This is a genomic window from Enterococcus sp. C53, from assembly GCF_040887425.1.
GTDB classification, from domain to species: domain Bacteria; phylum Bacillota; class Bacilli; order Lactobacillales; family Enterococcaceae; genus Enterococcus_B; species Enterococcus_B hirae.
On the sequence record NZ_JBFOFT010000006.1, the window covers coordinates 1 to 15,787 of the forward strand.

Below are 15,787 nucleotides of genomic sequence, written 5' to 3' on the forward strand. Positions count from 1 at the left end.
TTTTTTTTTACTAAGCAAAGCGTAAATGAAAAAAATTGGCAGAAATGGTATCCTTTCTGTCAATTTTTTTGGTAATTTCGATTTTCTAATTCCAGTTTGGCAAATGGTGGTTCGTTCATCGTGTTTTTTGAACAGTTGTGTTTGTCTAACTGCTCAAAATTATTTTTTGTTTCTTTCATGACGTTCAATAAATAGTTGTTCTCTGCTTTCAATCGTTTCACTAATGAATTCAAATAATTGTTTTCTTTATGTAATTCGTCTATTGTTTTACTCTTTTCGTCTGTCATATGATTTGAGTAGTTGTCTGTTTCTCTTACTGGTTTCTTCATCCCCACCTCAGAAGGCAACAACGAGTGGTGAAGTAATTTAGTATACAGTTCTTTGTATTCCTGATACTCAGCATTCAATTGTTCTTTCATATGATCATTTGTCGATTTCTTTCGATAGATGGATGTCTTATTTTGTTGAAGAACTGCTTCTAACTTTTTGAGTAATTCTGTTTCTATTTCACAGTTTTTATATTTGGACATAATATAAGCAGAATTGAGACGTCCTTCTTTCATGGGTATTAGGCCAATATGTAAGTGTGGTTTCTCTTCATCAAAATGAACATGTGCATAAATGATATTCGATAGACCGTATAGTTTTTGAAAGGTTTGAACAATTTGTAAAAAAAATAGTTTTGTTTCTCTTACTGATAATTTTTTTAATGCCGATTCTTTAAAGATGATTCGCCATTCAATTAATATTGTCCAATTAGAATGAATCGATTTTGTTGAAGATAAATGGGTCAAATATTTTCTAATGATCTTTTTATAGTCAATAAATTTCTTATTTAAAACATCATAATTTAAAGATGTTTTATCTGGTTGTACAATACTTGATTCAACTATTTCTCTTTGATTATGTCTTTGGACTTGTTCTAATTCATAAAATCGATAATCCGTTTTTTCTAATTTGATTGATTTAATAGTTCTGCCTCCTTACTTTCTTCTTACTATGTGAATCTTTCAAACAAGTAAATAAACAACGTTTTCATCTAAAGTTTAGTTAATTCTATCCCAAAAAACAAACCGAAAAATTCCTATTTCTTGGTAATTATGTACTTTTAGTGAAATAAAAAAGGACCCTCTTTAAAGGATCCCAAGTAAACCAGTTAAAACAAAACCTACTTCGTGAATTTTCGAGTGAACTAAGATAATAAAGCAAGCTTTGGCCCGCCTCTAAATAACTATTTTTTATTATACTAGCTATGATTCGTTAATCAATACGGAGTGTTCCATCAATGGTTGTTGTATTGATTAGTTCTTTTTCATCATATACTTTATAATATATCTTTATGCCATGCGTACCCGAGGAAGGCATATTCTTGAAAGCAACCGATTCAATCCCATTGTTGGGTGGAATCAATCCTGAAACATATAATTTTTTTTGATTAGATGCTAAATAGTATTCTACTTGTATATTATAGGAGTTGACACCCACATTACGTACATCCACGTGGGCTTTTCCCTCTTTATTTAATTCGATTTCATGCTTCAATACAATCCGAACATTGTCTTTATCGACTTCTTCCTGCATCTTTTTTAATAATTCGCCATTATTCAACTGAGTGATGTTCTCATCAAAATCTGGCAATCCTGTAACGACTTGAGGGGGAGATTGATTAAAATAGAAGTATCCACTGATCCCCAATATCAAAAGTACTACAGAGAAGGTTATCAGGATATATGTGCTTTTTTTTCTTTGTTTTGCTTTATGTGCCATTTAAAAATCTCCCTTTCTGATAAAATCAAAAACAAATCGTCTCAACCAGATGGATAAAAAAATCATTCGTTAAGCATTTACTTTTATTTTTTTTCAAACAATCCACAAGTTTTTTTGTTGATCAACTAGTTTCTTTCGTTCCAACAGTTTATACTTTCAATGATTAGCAGAACTCCAACTATTTGGAATCCTGCTAAATGGTATTCTAAGACAGTCATGTCATTGTTACTATGTGCGAAATTCCCTGTTTATTCTGCTGGGGATTCCAATAATATATGATATAAATGAAACAAATCACGCTTTTTTATGATTCAGTATCTTTTAAAGCAGTGAAATTAAACGTTATTTCGTAACTTGGTCTAACCACTTGATTTTCTTTAAATCCTTCAGCGATTTTTCCTTCGAATTTTAACGTTTTAGATGAAGATTTATCTAATTCTGTTAAATAAGTAGGGCTATTAAGAAATTGACCCGCAACACTTTGTAAACGGACGCCCGCTTCATTTGTTGGCGTAAAGTATAAATCTTGTCTTACACCCGATTGACTTTTTTCTTCAAATTTTGATATTTCAATCTTGACTCTACGTGCACTAGAATTATTTGTTACGGTATAAATAGGTGATAAGATATTAGGAAGTGGCTGGCCATCATCTGTTACCGCATTTGCATAACGTACTTTTGTAGGTACAGTGATGTCAACATAAGATACATCTTCCGGTCCGACCGGATCCCATGGACCAATCCAGCCATCCACTCCAATTTGTGCATTATCTTTTCCTTGAATAGTTGCGCTGTCATCCTCAGGGTCACTTAATCCAGGAATCCAGCCTAATTCATTATCTTTAACTGTTTCTGCACTTGCATTCATTGTTCCAATTCCAAATCCACCTAATAAAATAGATGATACTAGTAACACATTTGTCAACTTCTTCATTATTCTGTCTCTCTCCTCGCTGAAAACGTCTCACAACATTTCCATAAAAATAAAATTACATGATATAGTTTTTTTCTCGATTGAGCTCAATCAACATAACCGTTGAGAAAAGGGATACAATTGTTCCAAGTAACATCATATAAACGCTCAATTGTTCACCAGTTTGTGGAAGTCTCACTTTTTTTGAAGAACCTGAATCAGATCGTGTGATCGTTATAGTTGCTTTTTCTTTGGTTCCTGCGTCACTTACGTTATCAATTGTACTGGCATCTGCGTCCGCATCCCATACTCCTATTATTGCTTCAACTTGAATCGTTTGTTCATTTGTGGTTTGTGCATGACAGTTTGTTGTAATGAAAAGACTAACCATTAAAACACCTATCAAATAATACATCACTCTTTTTATTTCGCTCTTCACCTCCAATACTTTAACGACGCAACCTCCACAATAATATTATCCGTAAAAATAAAATAGAATGAAAACCAAGTTTTACCGATAGATTGGTAAATACCTTTTCCATTAGTAATTGTTATGTAACAAAAAGATGATTAGCTTAGAACATCTAAAAAATAATACTTAATTTTTAGCCATATCAGTTGATAAGCGGAAACTTTTCCGAAATTTATAGTCATAGTGCAAACTAACTATCCATACTGGAATTAACTTTTATATGGTAATAATCAACTAATTTATTAATGATATCTTCATCAAAATAACTAGACATCCCAATCGTTGGAATACCGAAATGGTCAGGCGAATATACATCTGTTAAAAGGCAATCGAACTTTTGTAAATAGCCCTTTTGTATTTGAGTAGTAGGATCGAGTATCTCAATTTTGATATTATGTCTAAAATAAAATTGAATTTCCTCTTTGAGCATCCGCATATGATCGTAAGAGCTATCCAATAAAAGCGCTACATTGATACTTGCTTTACTTTCTCTCACGCGTACCCATAGTTCAGACCAAGAAGTTAATAATTTGAAGATGGATTGCTGGATCATTTCATCTAAGTAAGATAAAAATGGATTACCAAGAGAAAAGTAAATATCAAAAAATTCATCTCTTAATGCGATAACTAACTCAGGACTTACCTTCAACGTATTTTCAAAAAAATCCGTTTTTTTATTGTATAAAATATAAGTAGGTCGCACCGAACTCATGGTCGTCCAATAAATATCATGAATCAATTTATCTCGATTCTCGCAAAGTAATCCAAAACGTTCTTCCAGCAAAGTAATCACATAGCCGATCTGTTTCTTTATTGAGACCGAATCGATTTCAACTCCTTCTGAATGAAAGCGAGCGATTGGATTAATTGGCTGATGGAATTCATAAAATAATTGCTGAAGATTTTCTTTTACACTTTTGATGCCAAAGACATTATGTATTTTTTCTACTAGTTTTTTTTCGTTCATTAGATGTGTAAAATGAAAAGGTATCTCGTTAACTTCTAATTGATAGCCTTGCTTCAATCGTGTAAAACAGACATACAATTGAAATTTTAAATTTCCCAAAAATAAATGATGGTCATTGTTCACAATTGCCCATATCGTATTTTCTTTGATGAATATATCAATGATCTCTGAAATCAAATTTCTTTCTTCTTTTTGTATCAATTTTTCGGGCAAATGATATTTCTCAGAAAAATATACTGAAAAGAAGTCTCTGATATTCCCTTCGTTTCCGATAATTTTGATTTGATTGGTAATTTGAAAATCGAAAAACCGGATTTCTTGATTGATTCGATTAATTACCCTTGATACCTGAGTTTCTGAAATATAAAGCAAATCACTAAGCTCTTCTTTAGAAGTAACTTTTCCTAGGAAAATCGTTTCCAGTAATGTGTATTCTAGACTCTTTTCAAGAATTTTTGAATAGATAAATGACTTAGGCGTTGTGATATCTTTCTTTAAAATGATTCCTGCTCTAAAAGAAGTTTCAATTGATAGAGGCTCAATCATTTCGTTGACTTGAGATAGATCATTTCGAATGGTTTTTTCTGAACTATCAATTTTTTCAGCTAATTCCGCAGTCGTAATCCATTCCGTATTCCAAAGGATTTCTAAAATATTCAATTGGCGTCTCAAACGCCCGTCTAATATTTCTCTCATTTCTATTACATCTCTCCTCTCCTAACAGATAAATACTCCTTGTTTTATTTTTAGCATATCCCAATCTTTAAAAATAACCTTAATATACCGAGCCCTTGGTAAAATATCTTTCATAATCTTTTATTTTTTCCACCGATCCATTGAGTTGTTCGTGATGCAAAGTAAAAAAATAGGAGACCAAAGACAATCATTCATCTCGGGTCCCTTTACTAGGTAGATCTATGCAACAAACAGAATCGTTTTCACTAAATAGTACGCTCACTTTTTTTATAGTTAATGTAACGATAACTGCTCTTTGGATGTTTATTCGGAAATACTACTATGATTGTTACTGTATCGTTCAGCCTCTTTCTCAATATGTATATTCAACTTGTTTTGCTTTTAGATGAGTATATTCTTTCTAAAAACGTGTAATTCTTCCTTTTTGTTGATCAAAAAATGATGTAGTTTTTTGACAAATTCTTCTCCAAAATAATTAGGGACACCAATAATTTTCACATCTCCTAGATCGCCAGTATTAAAGCCATTGGTTAGGACACAATCATAGTGTTTTAGCTGATTCACAGAATTTTGTGCTATTGGCAATAAAATATCAACTTCATATGTATTTCTAAAATGATATTCAATTTCTTCTTTTAGCATTTTTAAATGCCCGGCTGGTGCATCTAATAGCAATGCAGCGTGGATTTTAATCGTTGGCTTACGTATTTCCGAACGAAATTCAGACCATTGTGAAACTAAAGTATAAATGGATTGATAAATCATATTTTTTTTATCTAGAGAATGAACGGTTAGATCGTCATAAATTTCACTGAATTTAGCTTTCAAATTTAAAACGATATCTTGTCGATCATTCATTAATTCGCAGACAAAATCTTCTTCAACGTTATTTAAAATATGCGTTGGACCGATCGTACGAAATATCCGCCACATAACGGCCTGAAGTAGAGCTGTTTTGTTCTGGCATTTAATTTTAAATTCATAGCTAACTTCCAAAATCAGATTTTCCAGTCTTGTTTGTAAGATCGATTGACTAGTCCCTAGTTGTAAGCATCTTTCATTTAATTTGAATGGAGCATGAAAATACTCAAACAGGTTAAACAAAACTTCTTCTGATAGTTCGATACCAAACACAGCTTGCCACCTTTTGTTTAATTCTCGATCTCCAGTAATCATAGAATAATTAAAATAATCTTCCTCTTGTTTAAAGAATGAGCTAGATTTACAACGATAGGCAGCCACCCATAATCTCATTCGCATTTTATTCAATAAAAAATGATGTTGATCATCCATAACCATCTTCTCTTTATTTTGTTTATAAAAAATATCAAGTACTGTATCAATCAGTTGAAATTCTTCTGTTTTAAAAAGTAAATCGGGTGAAAGGTATTTTTCATAGAACAAACTAGAGAAAAGTTTACGGATATTTTTTTCGTGTCCGATCAATTTCAAATCATTTGTGATTTTTATTTCGTATTTTTTCATTAAAATATTCATTTTATTATGTAATCGATTGAGTTGTGTTTCTGAAATAAAGAGTTGATCGCATAGTTCCCCTCTTTTCATCATGGGATTGATGAATATCATTTCCAACATTTGACATTCGACACTTTTTTGTAAAAAAAGCGAATAAACATATGATTTTGAAACACCTAAGTCTTTACTTAAAAAAACGCCATATTTTACCGAAGTCTCTATTTTTAAAGGTTCAATTATTTCATTCAGTTGTTTGATGTCTGTTCGGATCGTTTTTTCAACCCCACCTATTTTTTTGACGATCTCTGCAATCGTCAGCCATTCGTTGCTCCAGAGTAACTCTAAGAGTGCTAGCTGTCTTAAACTTTGTTTCGTTAGTAATTGCTTCATTTTCCCCTCCTAATCCCTCAAAATTTACAAACGCTTTGTTTTCTCTATTCTCCTCTATTATTAATTTTAATGTACGAAAATAAGTATGTCTACCATTTCATTAAAATATAAGTATAATAATATTAAAAAAGTAGTGATCAACCTATAAGATTCGTGCTTTTCTGCGAGGTAATATTTTAATAAAAATAACACTCAAGATATCTATTATTAAAATATTTACTACCGGATCTTTTAGAGAACTCTATAAAGAGCCTTTCACTAAAATAATCTTTTTATCATTTTCACTACAATAGAAAAAACGCCTAAATTCGAGGACATTTTCAGCCACAGATTTAAGCGTTTATTTTTTTATATTTAATCGTTTTTTTACATAATCAATACACTGTATTTTTTATTTCAATAAATAGGATAAATCACTCGCTACCGTTGGATAACCCATGATCCACTGCTCTAATTCTTCTTTTTTTGTATGTTGACTGATCAATAAATTCAAATCATTGATTAAATCATCTGCCTGTTCACTAAGGACACTGGCACCAATCAAATACCCAGCTTTGTCATAGATCATTTGGGATTTAGCAAGTGGTTCATTCACACAATGATAGGTAAACCAATTGGTCATATCAATTTCTACTACTTCTTCTTGTCCAGTGAGTTGTTTTTTTGTTACCCCGACCTGAGCCAATTTCGGACTAGTAAAAACGATCGTAGGGATGGAAGGGTAACTAATTTTTTCTTTAGTATTTCCTAATACATAGTTTGCAACATAATTTCCTTCAAAGGTAGCAACTGGCGTTAATTTTGGCTCTGTCCGTGAGATGATATCCCCGCAAGCAAAAATCATTGGATTACTCGTTTGAAGATAGTCATTAACAACAACACCATGTTTCGTTGTTTCTACCTTCGCCTTTTCCAGGTCTAGTCGCTCAACATTTGGCTGTCTTCCAGTGGCACAAAAAATCGCATCTGCCTGTAGTTCTTGATCGTTTGACTGCAAGGAATAGTGCGTTCCTTCTTGAATGATTCGCTGTGACTCAAAATCAAAAACAAATCGAATCCCGGCTGCTTCCATTTGTTTAACTAATTGTTTGACCAATTGTTCGTCAAATTCTTTTAATGGTCGTTGATTATGGTGAACGATCGTGACATTGCTTCCTGAAGCATGAGCGATCATCGCTAATTCAAATGCAATATAGCCTGCACCAATAAAAATAATGTCCTGAGGCAATTCACTTAATGATAAAAAGTCAGTACTTGTTTGTAAAAATTCATTCCCATCAATAGGTAAAATCGATGGTCGTTGACCAGTAGCAAGAATGAAATGTTCAGCTGAAATTTTTTCTTCTCCTACAATGATCGTATTTTCATTGATAAAGCGTGCTGTTCCAGCTAGATAATCAATGTCAGCTGCTGCTAATTCTTTTTGACGATTCTTTGAAACTGGATCTGTAAAACTGCGCTTAAATGCTTGTAGTTCTTGCCAATCAACAGTTGGTACTTCGCTGAATCCTTTACCCAACAACTGTTCAATTCGTTTTCTTGCTTCCACACTATTTAGTAGAATTTTTTTAGGGTCACATCCTCGATTAGGAGAAGTACCACCCCAAAGATTTTCTTCGATGATCAAGACGTTCTTCCCTGCTTTTTTTAACCCATAAGCCACGCTCATACCAGCTACGCCAGAACCAATCACAACTTCATCATATTCTTTCATTTTCCCTTTCCTTTCTAGATAAATAAGTGAAGATATCTTTTCTTGTAATCTCCCCTAGATTTTCCTCATTTTCTCGAATATTTACTGCTTCATGTTGGATCAATAATTCGAATACTTCAGTCAGCGGTGTACTTAAGTAAACATCTGGAAAATCCGCTTGATGAAGTCCTTTGCTGTAATCGTCAGCTACGATCAGCTCTTTTACTGTTTGTTGTTTTTGTTGAATCGTTTCATCAAAAAAGCTCCGTACAAATTCATTTTTAGGCTGAGTCAACAACTGGTCGGGTTGGTCACATTGAATTAATTCGCCCTCTTTCATGACAGCGATCCGATCTCCTAATTTTATGGCTTCATCCATATTATGCGTCACAAAGACGATCGTTGTGCCTAATTCTCGATGTAAGGAAAGTACAAGGTCTTGTAAAGAAGCTCGAGACAAAGGATCTAAAGCACTAAATGGTTCGTCCATCAAAATAACTTCTGGGCTAGCTGCCAAAGCACGGACGATACCGATCCGTTGTTGCTCTCCACCGGATAATTCCTGCGGCATTCTATTTCGATAGATTGTAGGATCAAGTCCGACTTTCTCAAGTAATTGGTCAGCTATTTTTTCTCTTTTTCTTCTTTCCCATCCTAGCATTTCTGGAATAACTTCGATATTTTGTTGGACAGTCATAGTTGGAAACAACGCAATTTGTTGTAAAACATAGCCCATTTTCCACCGCATTTTTTGTAAATCATAGTCTTTTAACGATTTACCCTTGAAGAATATCTCCCCTGCGCTCGGCTGAGATAGACCATTGATCATTTTAAGCGAGGTCGTCTTCCCGCTACCAGAGGGACCCACCAAAACAAAGATTTCCCCTTGTTCAATCGATAAGTTTAGTTCTTTAATTGCATATTTTTCGCCAAATTTCTTTTGGACTTGCTTGAATTCTATCAGATTATTCATTTATTCCCCTCCTTCAGTAGTCCTTCTTTTTCCAAGAATGCATGCGCTACTTCCGCAGGTTGTTGTTTTTCTACATTCACTTGATAATTCATTTCAATCATTTGAGATTCTGTTACTTTGCCAGCGAGCTTGTTTAGAGCTGCAACGATTTCTGGATGTTCCTTCGCAAAGGCTTTGGTCATCAAAGGAGCTCCTTGATAATCTGGAAATAATCCCTGATCATCTTCTAAGGTGACAAGGTCATATTGTTTTAGATCACTATCCGTCGAATAAGCATCTACTACATTGACATCTCCGTTATCGATGGCTTGATAGCGTAAACTTGGTTCCATACTTTGGACACTTGGAAAATTAAGCTTGTAAAGTTCTTGGATTCCTTTATAGCCATCCGAACGATCAATAAATTCTAATGTGAAACCGGCTTTTATCTGATCTTCAATCTTTCCCAAATCAGAAATGGTTTTTAGCCCATTTTCTTTGGCAAATGATCGCTTCACCGCTAAAGCATAGGTATTTTGATACGCCATTGGTTGAAGAAGTGTCATTTCAAATTGTTCACCTAATAAGCGATTCGCTTGATTATAGGTTTCTTTTTCATTCAATTCTTTATTTTTTAAGTCATCAGGTACTTTAACTAAGCTTTCTAAAACAGTTCCTGTAAATTCCGGATAAATATCGATCTGTTGATTCTCCAATGCACTAAAAAGAAAACTGGTTTTGCCGAAGTTCGGTTTTAATTCAACTTCAACATCTGAATTATCTTCAATTAATTCTTTATACATTTGAATCAAAATATCTGGTTCTGAACCTAATTTCCCAGCAATTGTCACCTTATCTTCTTTAAAGAGTCCGCTTTGATACAAAGATATTCCACCGATTCCCAAAAAGATAAGCAATAAAGTGATAACTGTATATCGAGGTTTCAAATGTTGAAGAAGTCTGATTAAACTACTGAAAATAATCGCTAACAAAGCTGAACTGATTGCACCGATCAGAGTCAAAACTGGCGTATTTCGATCAATTCCTAATAAGATAAACGTTCCTAAGCCACCGGCACCGATCAATGCTGCTAACGTTGCTGTTCCAATGATCAAGACAAGGGCTGTCCGAATACCTGAAATAATAACAGGTAACGCGATTGGCAATTCCACTTTGATCAACCGTCTCATGCGTGACATACCAAAAGCAACTGCTGCTTCTTCAATGGATGGATCAATTTCACTAAGTCCGATATACGTATTTTGAAAAATTGGTAATAACGCATAGATCACTAATGCGATCAACGCTGGCACTGTTCCGATTCCAACGAAGGGGATCAACAATCCTAATAAAGCTAAAGATGGGATCGTCTGTAAAACACTGGTTATCTGCAACAATACTTCTGCCATTTTTTTATGGTTCACTGCCCAAATAGCTAATGGGATTGCAATAACAATCGCAATCAATAAGGCAATTAATGAAATTGATAAGTGCTGAAATGTTGCGGAGATCAATTCTCCTTTTCGCTCAACAAGCGTTTGAAAAAAATTATTCATAGGATCTTCCTTTCCATTCTAATTTAAGTATAAACATAGACGAAAAAATCCCCAACTAAGTTGTCTGAAAAGAACAAAAAAGATGCATAGTTCATCATTTGTAAATCCAACACCCCGGCAATTCTCTGAATATGCTTCAAACTAGCAATAAAGTCCTTAATCAATAAATGGAAAGAAAATGGAAAGAAAGAAGAAATATATTTCTTCAAACTCTATGTATTTCTTTTATATAAAAAAAGACACATCTCACGAATTTGAACGAGAAATGTGTCTAATTTATTTGAATATAAAAAAACAGCCAGTAAAGCAGAAACCTCGTGGGGGAGATAATTTTTACTGGCTTGTTCATAAATTATTATACTGTAAGTTTTGTCCAAAGATAAAAAAAAGTAATAAATGATCGTTTTAGAGTCATAAACGTTCAATTTTTCTCGAAATTCCTATTTTTTCTCAAATGACTAGCTGGTTTGCTCTTTCTTTCACTCCGTATAATGGGTAAAATTCTTGACCTTTTTGATACAAAATTTCTTTTTCACGATTTTTCATCAAGAAAATAAGCAACTCTTTCATCGGCAGATTGGGTTTATTTGGTTCAAATAAAAACACACATTGAGTCTCACCTTTTCTTCGAATGCTCGTCAAAGCCTGCAGATTATCATGAAGATCACAATAGATGCCTTTATATTCTCTTTTCGTTGGAGAAGTTGTGATGAGTGTTAATAGATCAGCTGCTCGCATAGTTACTCCTTTCCTTGAACATCCTTTAAATGTTGAAAAAAATTTTCAAATTATCTATTGAAGATTCTTAACTAATAAGTATAATAAAGAAGTTGCTGAAAATTTTCAAAAGAAAAGAGGTTTGAGAATGAAAAAAATAATTCTATTAATTGATCTGGTTGGTATCAGTTTTGGCGCTGCACTTTATGGTTTAGCTGTGACCGGGATCAATGTTCCTGCTAAATTAGCAGATGGTGGTGTAACAGGAATTGCCCTTTTACTTAATAATTTATTCGGTTTTGCTCCTTCCATTACATCACTTATTATCAATTTACCATTGCTATTGGTTTCATTATTCATTTTTGGTAAGCAGTCTTTTCTGCGAACGATTGTCGGAACCTTTGCCTTAGTGTTCTTTTTACATTTGTGGGAAGGTTTAAACGTCCATTTTGCTGTCCACAGTCTTTTACTCAATAGCCTGATGACTGGTGTATTATCTGGTATCGGTTGTGGTCTGGTCTTTCGCTTTGGTGGAAGCACTGGCGGAACAGACATTATTTACCAAGCCTTTGAAAAATATTTCCATATCAAGATCGGTAAAAGTCTATTCTTGATTACATTTGGTATCTTGGTTGTTTCTTTATTATATCTGGATGTAACACATTTTGTTTATACCTTACTCAGTTGCTCCATCTTATCTTATACGTTAAACAAAGTGAAATATCTCGAAGTAAAAGGTTCTCTCAATCCTTTTTCTGCAAATCGTTCAAAAGAACCTTTTGATACTCTTGATTCTGCAGAACAATTTGAATAACATTCTTAAATGATTGGTTAGCGACTGAAAAGTATATTTCTACTTTTCAGTCGCTATTTCGTTACTAGCAAAACCTCCAGTAATCACTACTTTACCATGTACTTTTCCAGTCTCTACTTCTTTCGTTGCCTGCTTTAAAGTCTCTTTGCTGATGCCTTCTCTGTATACTTTTCCTAAAGTAGTATGGATTTTTTCTTCTTCTACCAATGCTGTCAAATGTTTTAATATTTCCCCTTGTGTCTCGATTAGTTGACCATAATCCGTTTTAGTAAACATATACTCCCATTCAAATGAAACAGATAAATTTTTAAAACTTGCAATATCGATTGGTCCATCAAGTCCTACGATCATCCCAATTTTCCCCATAGGTTGAATCATTTCTGCCAGCTCAGTTAGATAGGGACGGATATCATGTAAAACCGCTACGACATCGACGGTGCTTATCCCAACCTTTTCTAGTTGAGGCTTTAACTCTTGATGGTAATCAATTGGATGATCGACCCCATTTTCTTTTAACCATTGAAAGTTTTTGGGGCTGGCTGTCGCAACCACCTCTAACCCACTCCATTTTGCTAATTGTGTGAGAATCGAACCGACACCTCCAGCACCGTTGATGACCAATATTTTTTTACCTTTATTCGCTGATTCTTTAGGAATCAATTGAAATTTCTCAAATAAGAGTTCATAGGCGGTGATCGCAGTTAACGGTAATGCTGCACTAGCTTCGTCCGTGAGATTTTCTGGTGCTTTTGCCACAATTCGTTCATCTACCAACTGATATTCTTGGTTACTACCTGGTTGTTTTGCTGAACCAGCATAATAAATACGGTCTCCTATCTCAAAGTTTTCAGATTGGGGACCTTTTGCAACTATTCTCCCTACCGCATCAAATCCCAAAACAGTAAAAGACTCTTGTTTTGGCGTCTGCATTCTAAATTTTACATCCACTGGATTCACTGAAACCGCTGAAATCTCCACCAATAACTCCCTTTTTTTAGGAACCGGAGTTTCTGCCAACTTTTCTAAAAAACTATTTTTGTCAGTCAATGGTAATCCCTCATAAAACCCTATTTGCTTCATTTGTTTTTTCATAGAAACCTTTCCTTCTTTCTTTATACAAAAAGACCTGGATCAATCCACGAAAGGAGTTATCCAGGCTTTCCATTATTTAAAATAGCTATTTTCTCCCAAAGAATTCCCTTGTTCTTCTATCAATCCTTTTAATGATCTTTCTAAAACACCATGATTTTTATCTTTTCTTTTTGATGTCGCACTGAGTGGTTCTTTCTCAGCTTTGTTAAAAGGTTGTACAGAAGGAGAGCCGGCTTTTTTTGTTTGGTAAGGTACCGGTTCATTATCAAATAACAAATATGAATCTTTCATTTTTTTCATTGAATCAACTAGTTCTGCGTCAGAAATACTAGATACTTTTGGATCAGGAATAATTGATGCTGGCACATACTTAGGTACAAAGTAAGAACGCCCACGACCATTTTTTTGTTGGTTCGATGTATAGGCTTTGGTACTTGTGTGCTGCTCTTGACTCTTCTGACTATTCATTGAATCAGCCGCTTTTCTCGTCCGCTGATTAGTCAATGGGCGATTACTTGCTTGATGCGTATGATAATCAGGAAGCTGTTCTTTGTGTCTGACTAAATTTTCTTTTGGAATTGTTGATTTTTTTGAATTGCTCAAATTTCGACGTTTGCGTTGTTCTCTAGCATCGCCTTGAGCAAAGTGAAATTCTTGCATTTGCTCAAACATTGGTTGATTATTGTTTTCGGTTAATAGATCATCCTGTCCATCAAATAAAACACGCCTTTGGTTTTTTGCTAGTTTGACGCCAATTTCGTCATCATAGGCAGGAAAACGAAAATGTTTCCGTCTAATTTCATTCATTTTAAACCATCCTTCTCATAAATGGAACTTTTCTCAATCATAGCATAATTTTTTCATTTTCCATAGTAACCATAACTAAATTTAACCTCTTTCGACAGTCATCTGGTCGTTTCTCGAATGACCAATTCAGGGAAAAATCGACGATATCCTTGACTTTCTCCTTTTTCGGTAATTTTTTTTAACAACATTTCACCACAAACTTCACCCATTCGTACGATGTCTTGTTTTACCGTAGTTAATTTGGGTGAACTGATTTGGTCTAAAAATACACCATCAAAGCCAATGACTCCAAAATCTTCAGGAATTTTTCCCTTTTCTTTAGCAATACCTCTTACAATCCCTAAAGCTAGTCGGTCAGAGCTGCAAATAAAACAAGTCTTTGGTTTAATAGTTGACCAATGATCGGCAAGATATTTCTCTGCCATTGTCGAATGATTTGGGAAACGTAATATTTGCGGCTTCATGTTGGCTGTTTCCATAACTGAAAGGTAGCCTGCTTCTCTTGATAACTCAAATGGCTCATCCTCGTCAATCCCAATATAAATAATGGTCTCGTAACCGCATTCCATAGCATATTGTGAAGCCTTTGCTGTGCCATAATGATTATCGCTATCTACATAATCATAGCCAAAACGATTTTCACCAAAAAGGACGACTGGTTTTTCCAATCGGTCGATCCAGTCAAAATCTTTTTCTCTCACCCCTGTAATGATGTAGCCGTCGCAAGACCCTACGTCAAATGCATCATTGGTTACCAACTGCAAAGAATAGTGCGCTTTTCCAATACATTTTGCAATTCCCATCAATAAATTCATATAATACGGTTCTGTTGTATCAATCTCTTCAAGGATGAAAAGTTTGATGATTTGTGACCGATTAGAAACGAGTGCTTTTGCTGCAATATTGGGGCGATAATCTAATTCTGCCATCGCAGAAAAAACTAATTCTTTTAACTCATCCGTTACTTGTTCCGGGTGATTGATGACACGAGACACCGTCATTTTGGATACATTTGCTTTTTTAGCAACATCAGCTAATGTTGGCATAGATTGCTCCTTTCACAATAGAAAACTTTTTTCTGTTTTCTATTATTATAGCAAACTTGAAAGCGATAAAATGTAGAAATATCGTAAAAATCATCTGCACGCCAGCATCTTTTTAATAAAAGTTCACTAGAATCGAAAGCCAGTTACTCCATTTTATTAGAAAAATGTACGTTATCTCCATCTATTTTCTAGTTTCAGATATGAACTAGAAAAATAGCAAAGAATGAGACTAAGCCAAAAATAGCCTCCTCTTCTAGTATCTCTAAAACGAATAAACGGTGTTTAAGGAGCAACAACTTCAAAAAATTTGCCGAAATTGACTAAAAATTTGAGAAACACCTAGTAAGTATCCATCAATAGCAAAAACCAGTGTTTGTGTTTCTTGTCAATTTTTGGATATTCTTTCGTATTTCTTGATGCTAAACGATT

The 15,787-nt window shown here is 34.2% G+C and carries 14 protein-coding genes; 1 reads left to right on the plus strand and 13 read right to left on the minus strand.

Annotated elements, in window-relative coordinates; genetic code table 11:
* Positions 1-59: 59 nt before the first annotated feature.
* The 10 genes from AB3I42_RS08665 to AB3I42_RS08710 form a co-directional block, all read right to left on the minus strand.
* Entirely contained in the window at positions 60-971 is a 912-nt protein-coding gene (locus AB3I42_RS08665) for a plasmid recombination protein (protein WP_306690491.1), read from the minus strand.
* Between the two features lie 289 nt (positions 972-1,260).
* The gene (locus tag AB3I42_RS08670; RefSeq protein WP_010737409.1) at positions 1,261-1,767 is read right to left on the minus strand and encodes a hypothetical protein; all 507 of its coding nucleotides are present in this window, start codon (positions 1,765-1,767) and stop codon (positions 1,261-1,263) included.
* Between the two features lie 304 nt (positions 1,768-2,071).
* A complete protein-coding gene (locus AB3I42_RS08675) occupies positions 2,072-2,701 on the minus strand; it encodes a hypothetical protein (RefSeq protein ID WP_010737408.1) in 630 nt (209 codons plus the stop codon).
* A gap of 55 nt (positions 2,702-2,756) precedes the next feature.
* Positions 2,757-3,095, minus strand: a complete 339-nt coding sequence (locus AB3I42_RS08680; protein ID WP_258924853.1) for an LPXTG cell wall anchor domain-containing protein — start codon at positions 3,093-3,095, stop codon at positions 2,757-2,759.
* Positions 3,096-3,342: 247 nt separating this feature from the next.
* Entirely contained in the window at positions 3,343-4,815 is a 1,473-nt protein-coding gene (locus tag AB3I42_RS08685) for a helix-turn-helix domain-containing protein (protein ID WP_181914557.1), read from the minus strand.
* A 381-nt stretch (positions 4,816-5,196) separates the two neighbouring features.
* Positions 5,197-6,681, minus strand: coding sequence for a helix-turn-helix domain-containing protein (locus AB3I42_RS08690; RefSeq protein ID WP_034867558.1), 1,485 nt, complete (start codon positions 6,679-6,681; stop codon positions 5,197-5,199).
* A gap of 391 nt (positions 6,682-7,072) precedes the next feature.
* Positions 7,073-8,395 (minus strand): NAD(P)/FAD-dependent oxidoreductase, encoded by a 1,323-nt coding sequence (locus tag AB3I42_RS08695; RefSeq protein WP_368022437.1) that lies wholly within the window; start codon positions 8,393-8,395, stop codon positions 7,073-7,075.
* Complete coding sequence (locus AB3I42_RS08700) at positions 8,382-9,347, minus strand: ABC transporter ATP-binding protein (RefSeq protein ID WP_034700339.1); 966 nt, start codon at positions 9,345-9,347, stop codon at positions 8,382-8,384. Before AB3I42_RS08700 ends, AB3I42_RS08695 begins: the two co-directional genes overlap by 14 nt.
* Positions 9,344-10,882, minus strand: coding sequence for an ABC transporter permease/substrate-binding protein (locus tag AB3I42_RS08705; RefSeq protein ID WP_010737403.1), 1,539 nt, complete (start codon positions 10,880-10,882; stop codon positions 9,344-9,346). The genes AB3I42_RS08700 and AB3I42_RS08705 overlap by 4 nt, the downstream gene beginning before the upstream one ends.
* Before the next feature lie 450 nt (positions 10,883-11,332).
* A complete protein-coding gene (locus AB3I42_RS08710) occupies positions 11,333-11,620 on the minus strand; it encodes a hypothetical protein (protein WP_010737402.1) in 288 nt (95 codons plus the stop codon).
* A gap of 127 nt (positions 11,621-11,747) precedes the next feature.
* Between AB3I42_RS08710 and AB3I42_RS08715 the strand changes: the two genes are divergently transcribed.
* Positions 11,748-12,413 (plus strand): YitT family protein, encoded by a 666-nt coding sequence (locus AB3I42_RS08715; RefSeq protein WP_368022438.1) that lies wholly within the window; start codon positions 11,748-11,750, stop codon positions 12,411-12,413.
* A gap of 39 nt (positions 12,414-12,452) precedes the next feature.
* Here the strand turns inward: AB3I42_RS08715 and AB3I42_RS08720 are convergent, their stop codons facing one another.
* The 3 genes from AB3I42_RS08720 to AB3I42_RS08730 form a co-directional block, all read right to left on the minus strand.
* Positions 12,453-13,505 carry a zinc-binding alcohol dehydrogenase family protein gene (locus AB3I42_RS08720; RefSeq protein ID WP_010719431.1) on the minus strand — a complete coding sequence of 351 codons (1,053 nt, stop codon included), beginning with the start codon at positions 13,503-13,505 and terminating at the stop codon, positions 12,453-12,455.
* Positions 13,506-13,577: 72 nt separating this feature from the next.
* A complete protein-coding gene (locus AB3I42_RS08725; RefSeq protein WP_010737399.1) occupies positions 13,578-14,312 on the minus strand; it encodes a hypothetical protein in 735 nt (244 codons plus the stop codon).
* A gap of 98 nt (positions 14,313-14,410) precedes the next feature.
* The gene (locus AB3I42_RS08730) at positions 14,411-15,358 is read right to left on the minus strand and encodes a LacI family DNA-binding transcriptional regulator (RefSeq protein ID WP_034700335.1); all 948 of its coding nucleotides are present in this window, start codon (positions 15,356-15,358) and stop codon (positions 14,411-14,413) included.
* Positions 15,359-15,787 lie beyond the last annotated feature (429 nt).

Bases quoted from the DNA above. Each gene is read 5' to 3' on its own strand.
- AB3I42_RS08670 (WP_010737409.1), bottom strand. From the start codon at position 1,767: ATGGCACATAAAGCAAAACAAAGAAAAAAAAGCACATATATCCTGATA.
- AB3I42_RS08675 (WP_010737408.1), bottom strand. From the start codon at position 2,701: ATGAAGAAGTTGACAAATGTGTTACTAGTATCATCTATTTTATTAGGT.
- AB3I42_RS08680 (WP_258924853.1), bottom strand. From the start codon at position 3,095: ATGTATTATTTGATAGGTGTTTTAATGGTTAGTCTTTTCATTACAACA.
- AB3I42_RS08685 (WP_181914557.1), bottom strand. From the start codon at position 4,815: ATGAGAGAAATATTAGACGGGCGTTTGAGACGCCAATTGAATATTTTA.
- AB3I42_RS08690 (WP_034867558.1), bottom strand. From the start codon at position 6,681: ATGAAGCAATTACTAACGAAACAAAGTTTAAGACAGCTAGCACTCTTA.
- AB3I42_RS08695 (WP_368022437.1), bottom strand. From the start codon at position 8,395: ATGAAAGAATATGATGAAGTTGTGATTGGTTCTGGCGTAGCTGGTATG.
- AB3I42_RS08700 (WP_034700339.1), bottom strand. From the start codon at position 9,347: ATGAATAATCTGATAGAATTCAAGCAAGTCCAAAAGAAATTTGGCGAA.
- AB3I42_RS08705 (WP_010737403.1), bottom strand. From the start codon at position 10,882: ATGAATAATTTTTTTCAAACGCTTGTTGAGCGAAAAGGAGAATTGATC.
- AB3I42_RS08710 (WP_010737402.1), bottom strand. From the start codon at position 11,620: ATGCGAGCAGCTGATCTATTAACACTCATCACAACTTCTCCAACGAAA.
- AB3I42_RS08715 (WP_368022438.1), top strand. From the start codon at position 11,748: ATGAAAAAAATAATTCTATTAATTGATCTGGTTGGTATCAGTTTTGGC.
- AB3I42_RS08720 (WP_010719431.1), bottom strand. From the start codon at position 13,505: ATGAAAAAACAAATGAAGCAAATAGGGTTTTATGAGGGATTACCATTG.
- AB3I42_RS08725 (WP_010737399.1), bottom strand. From the start codon at position 14,312: ATGAATGAAATTAGACGGAAACATTTTCGTTTTCCTGCCTATGATGAC.
- AB3I42_RS08730 (WP_034700335.1), bottom strand. From the start codon at position 15,358: ATGCCAACATTAGCTGATGTTGCTAAAAAAGCAAATGTATCCAAAATG.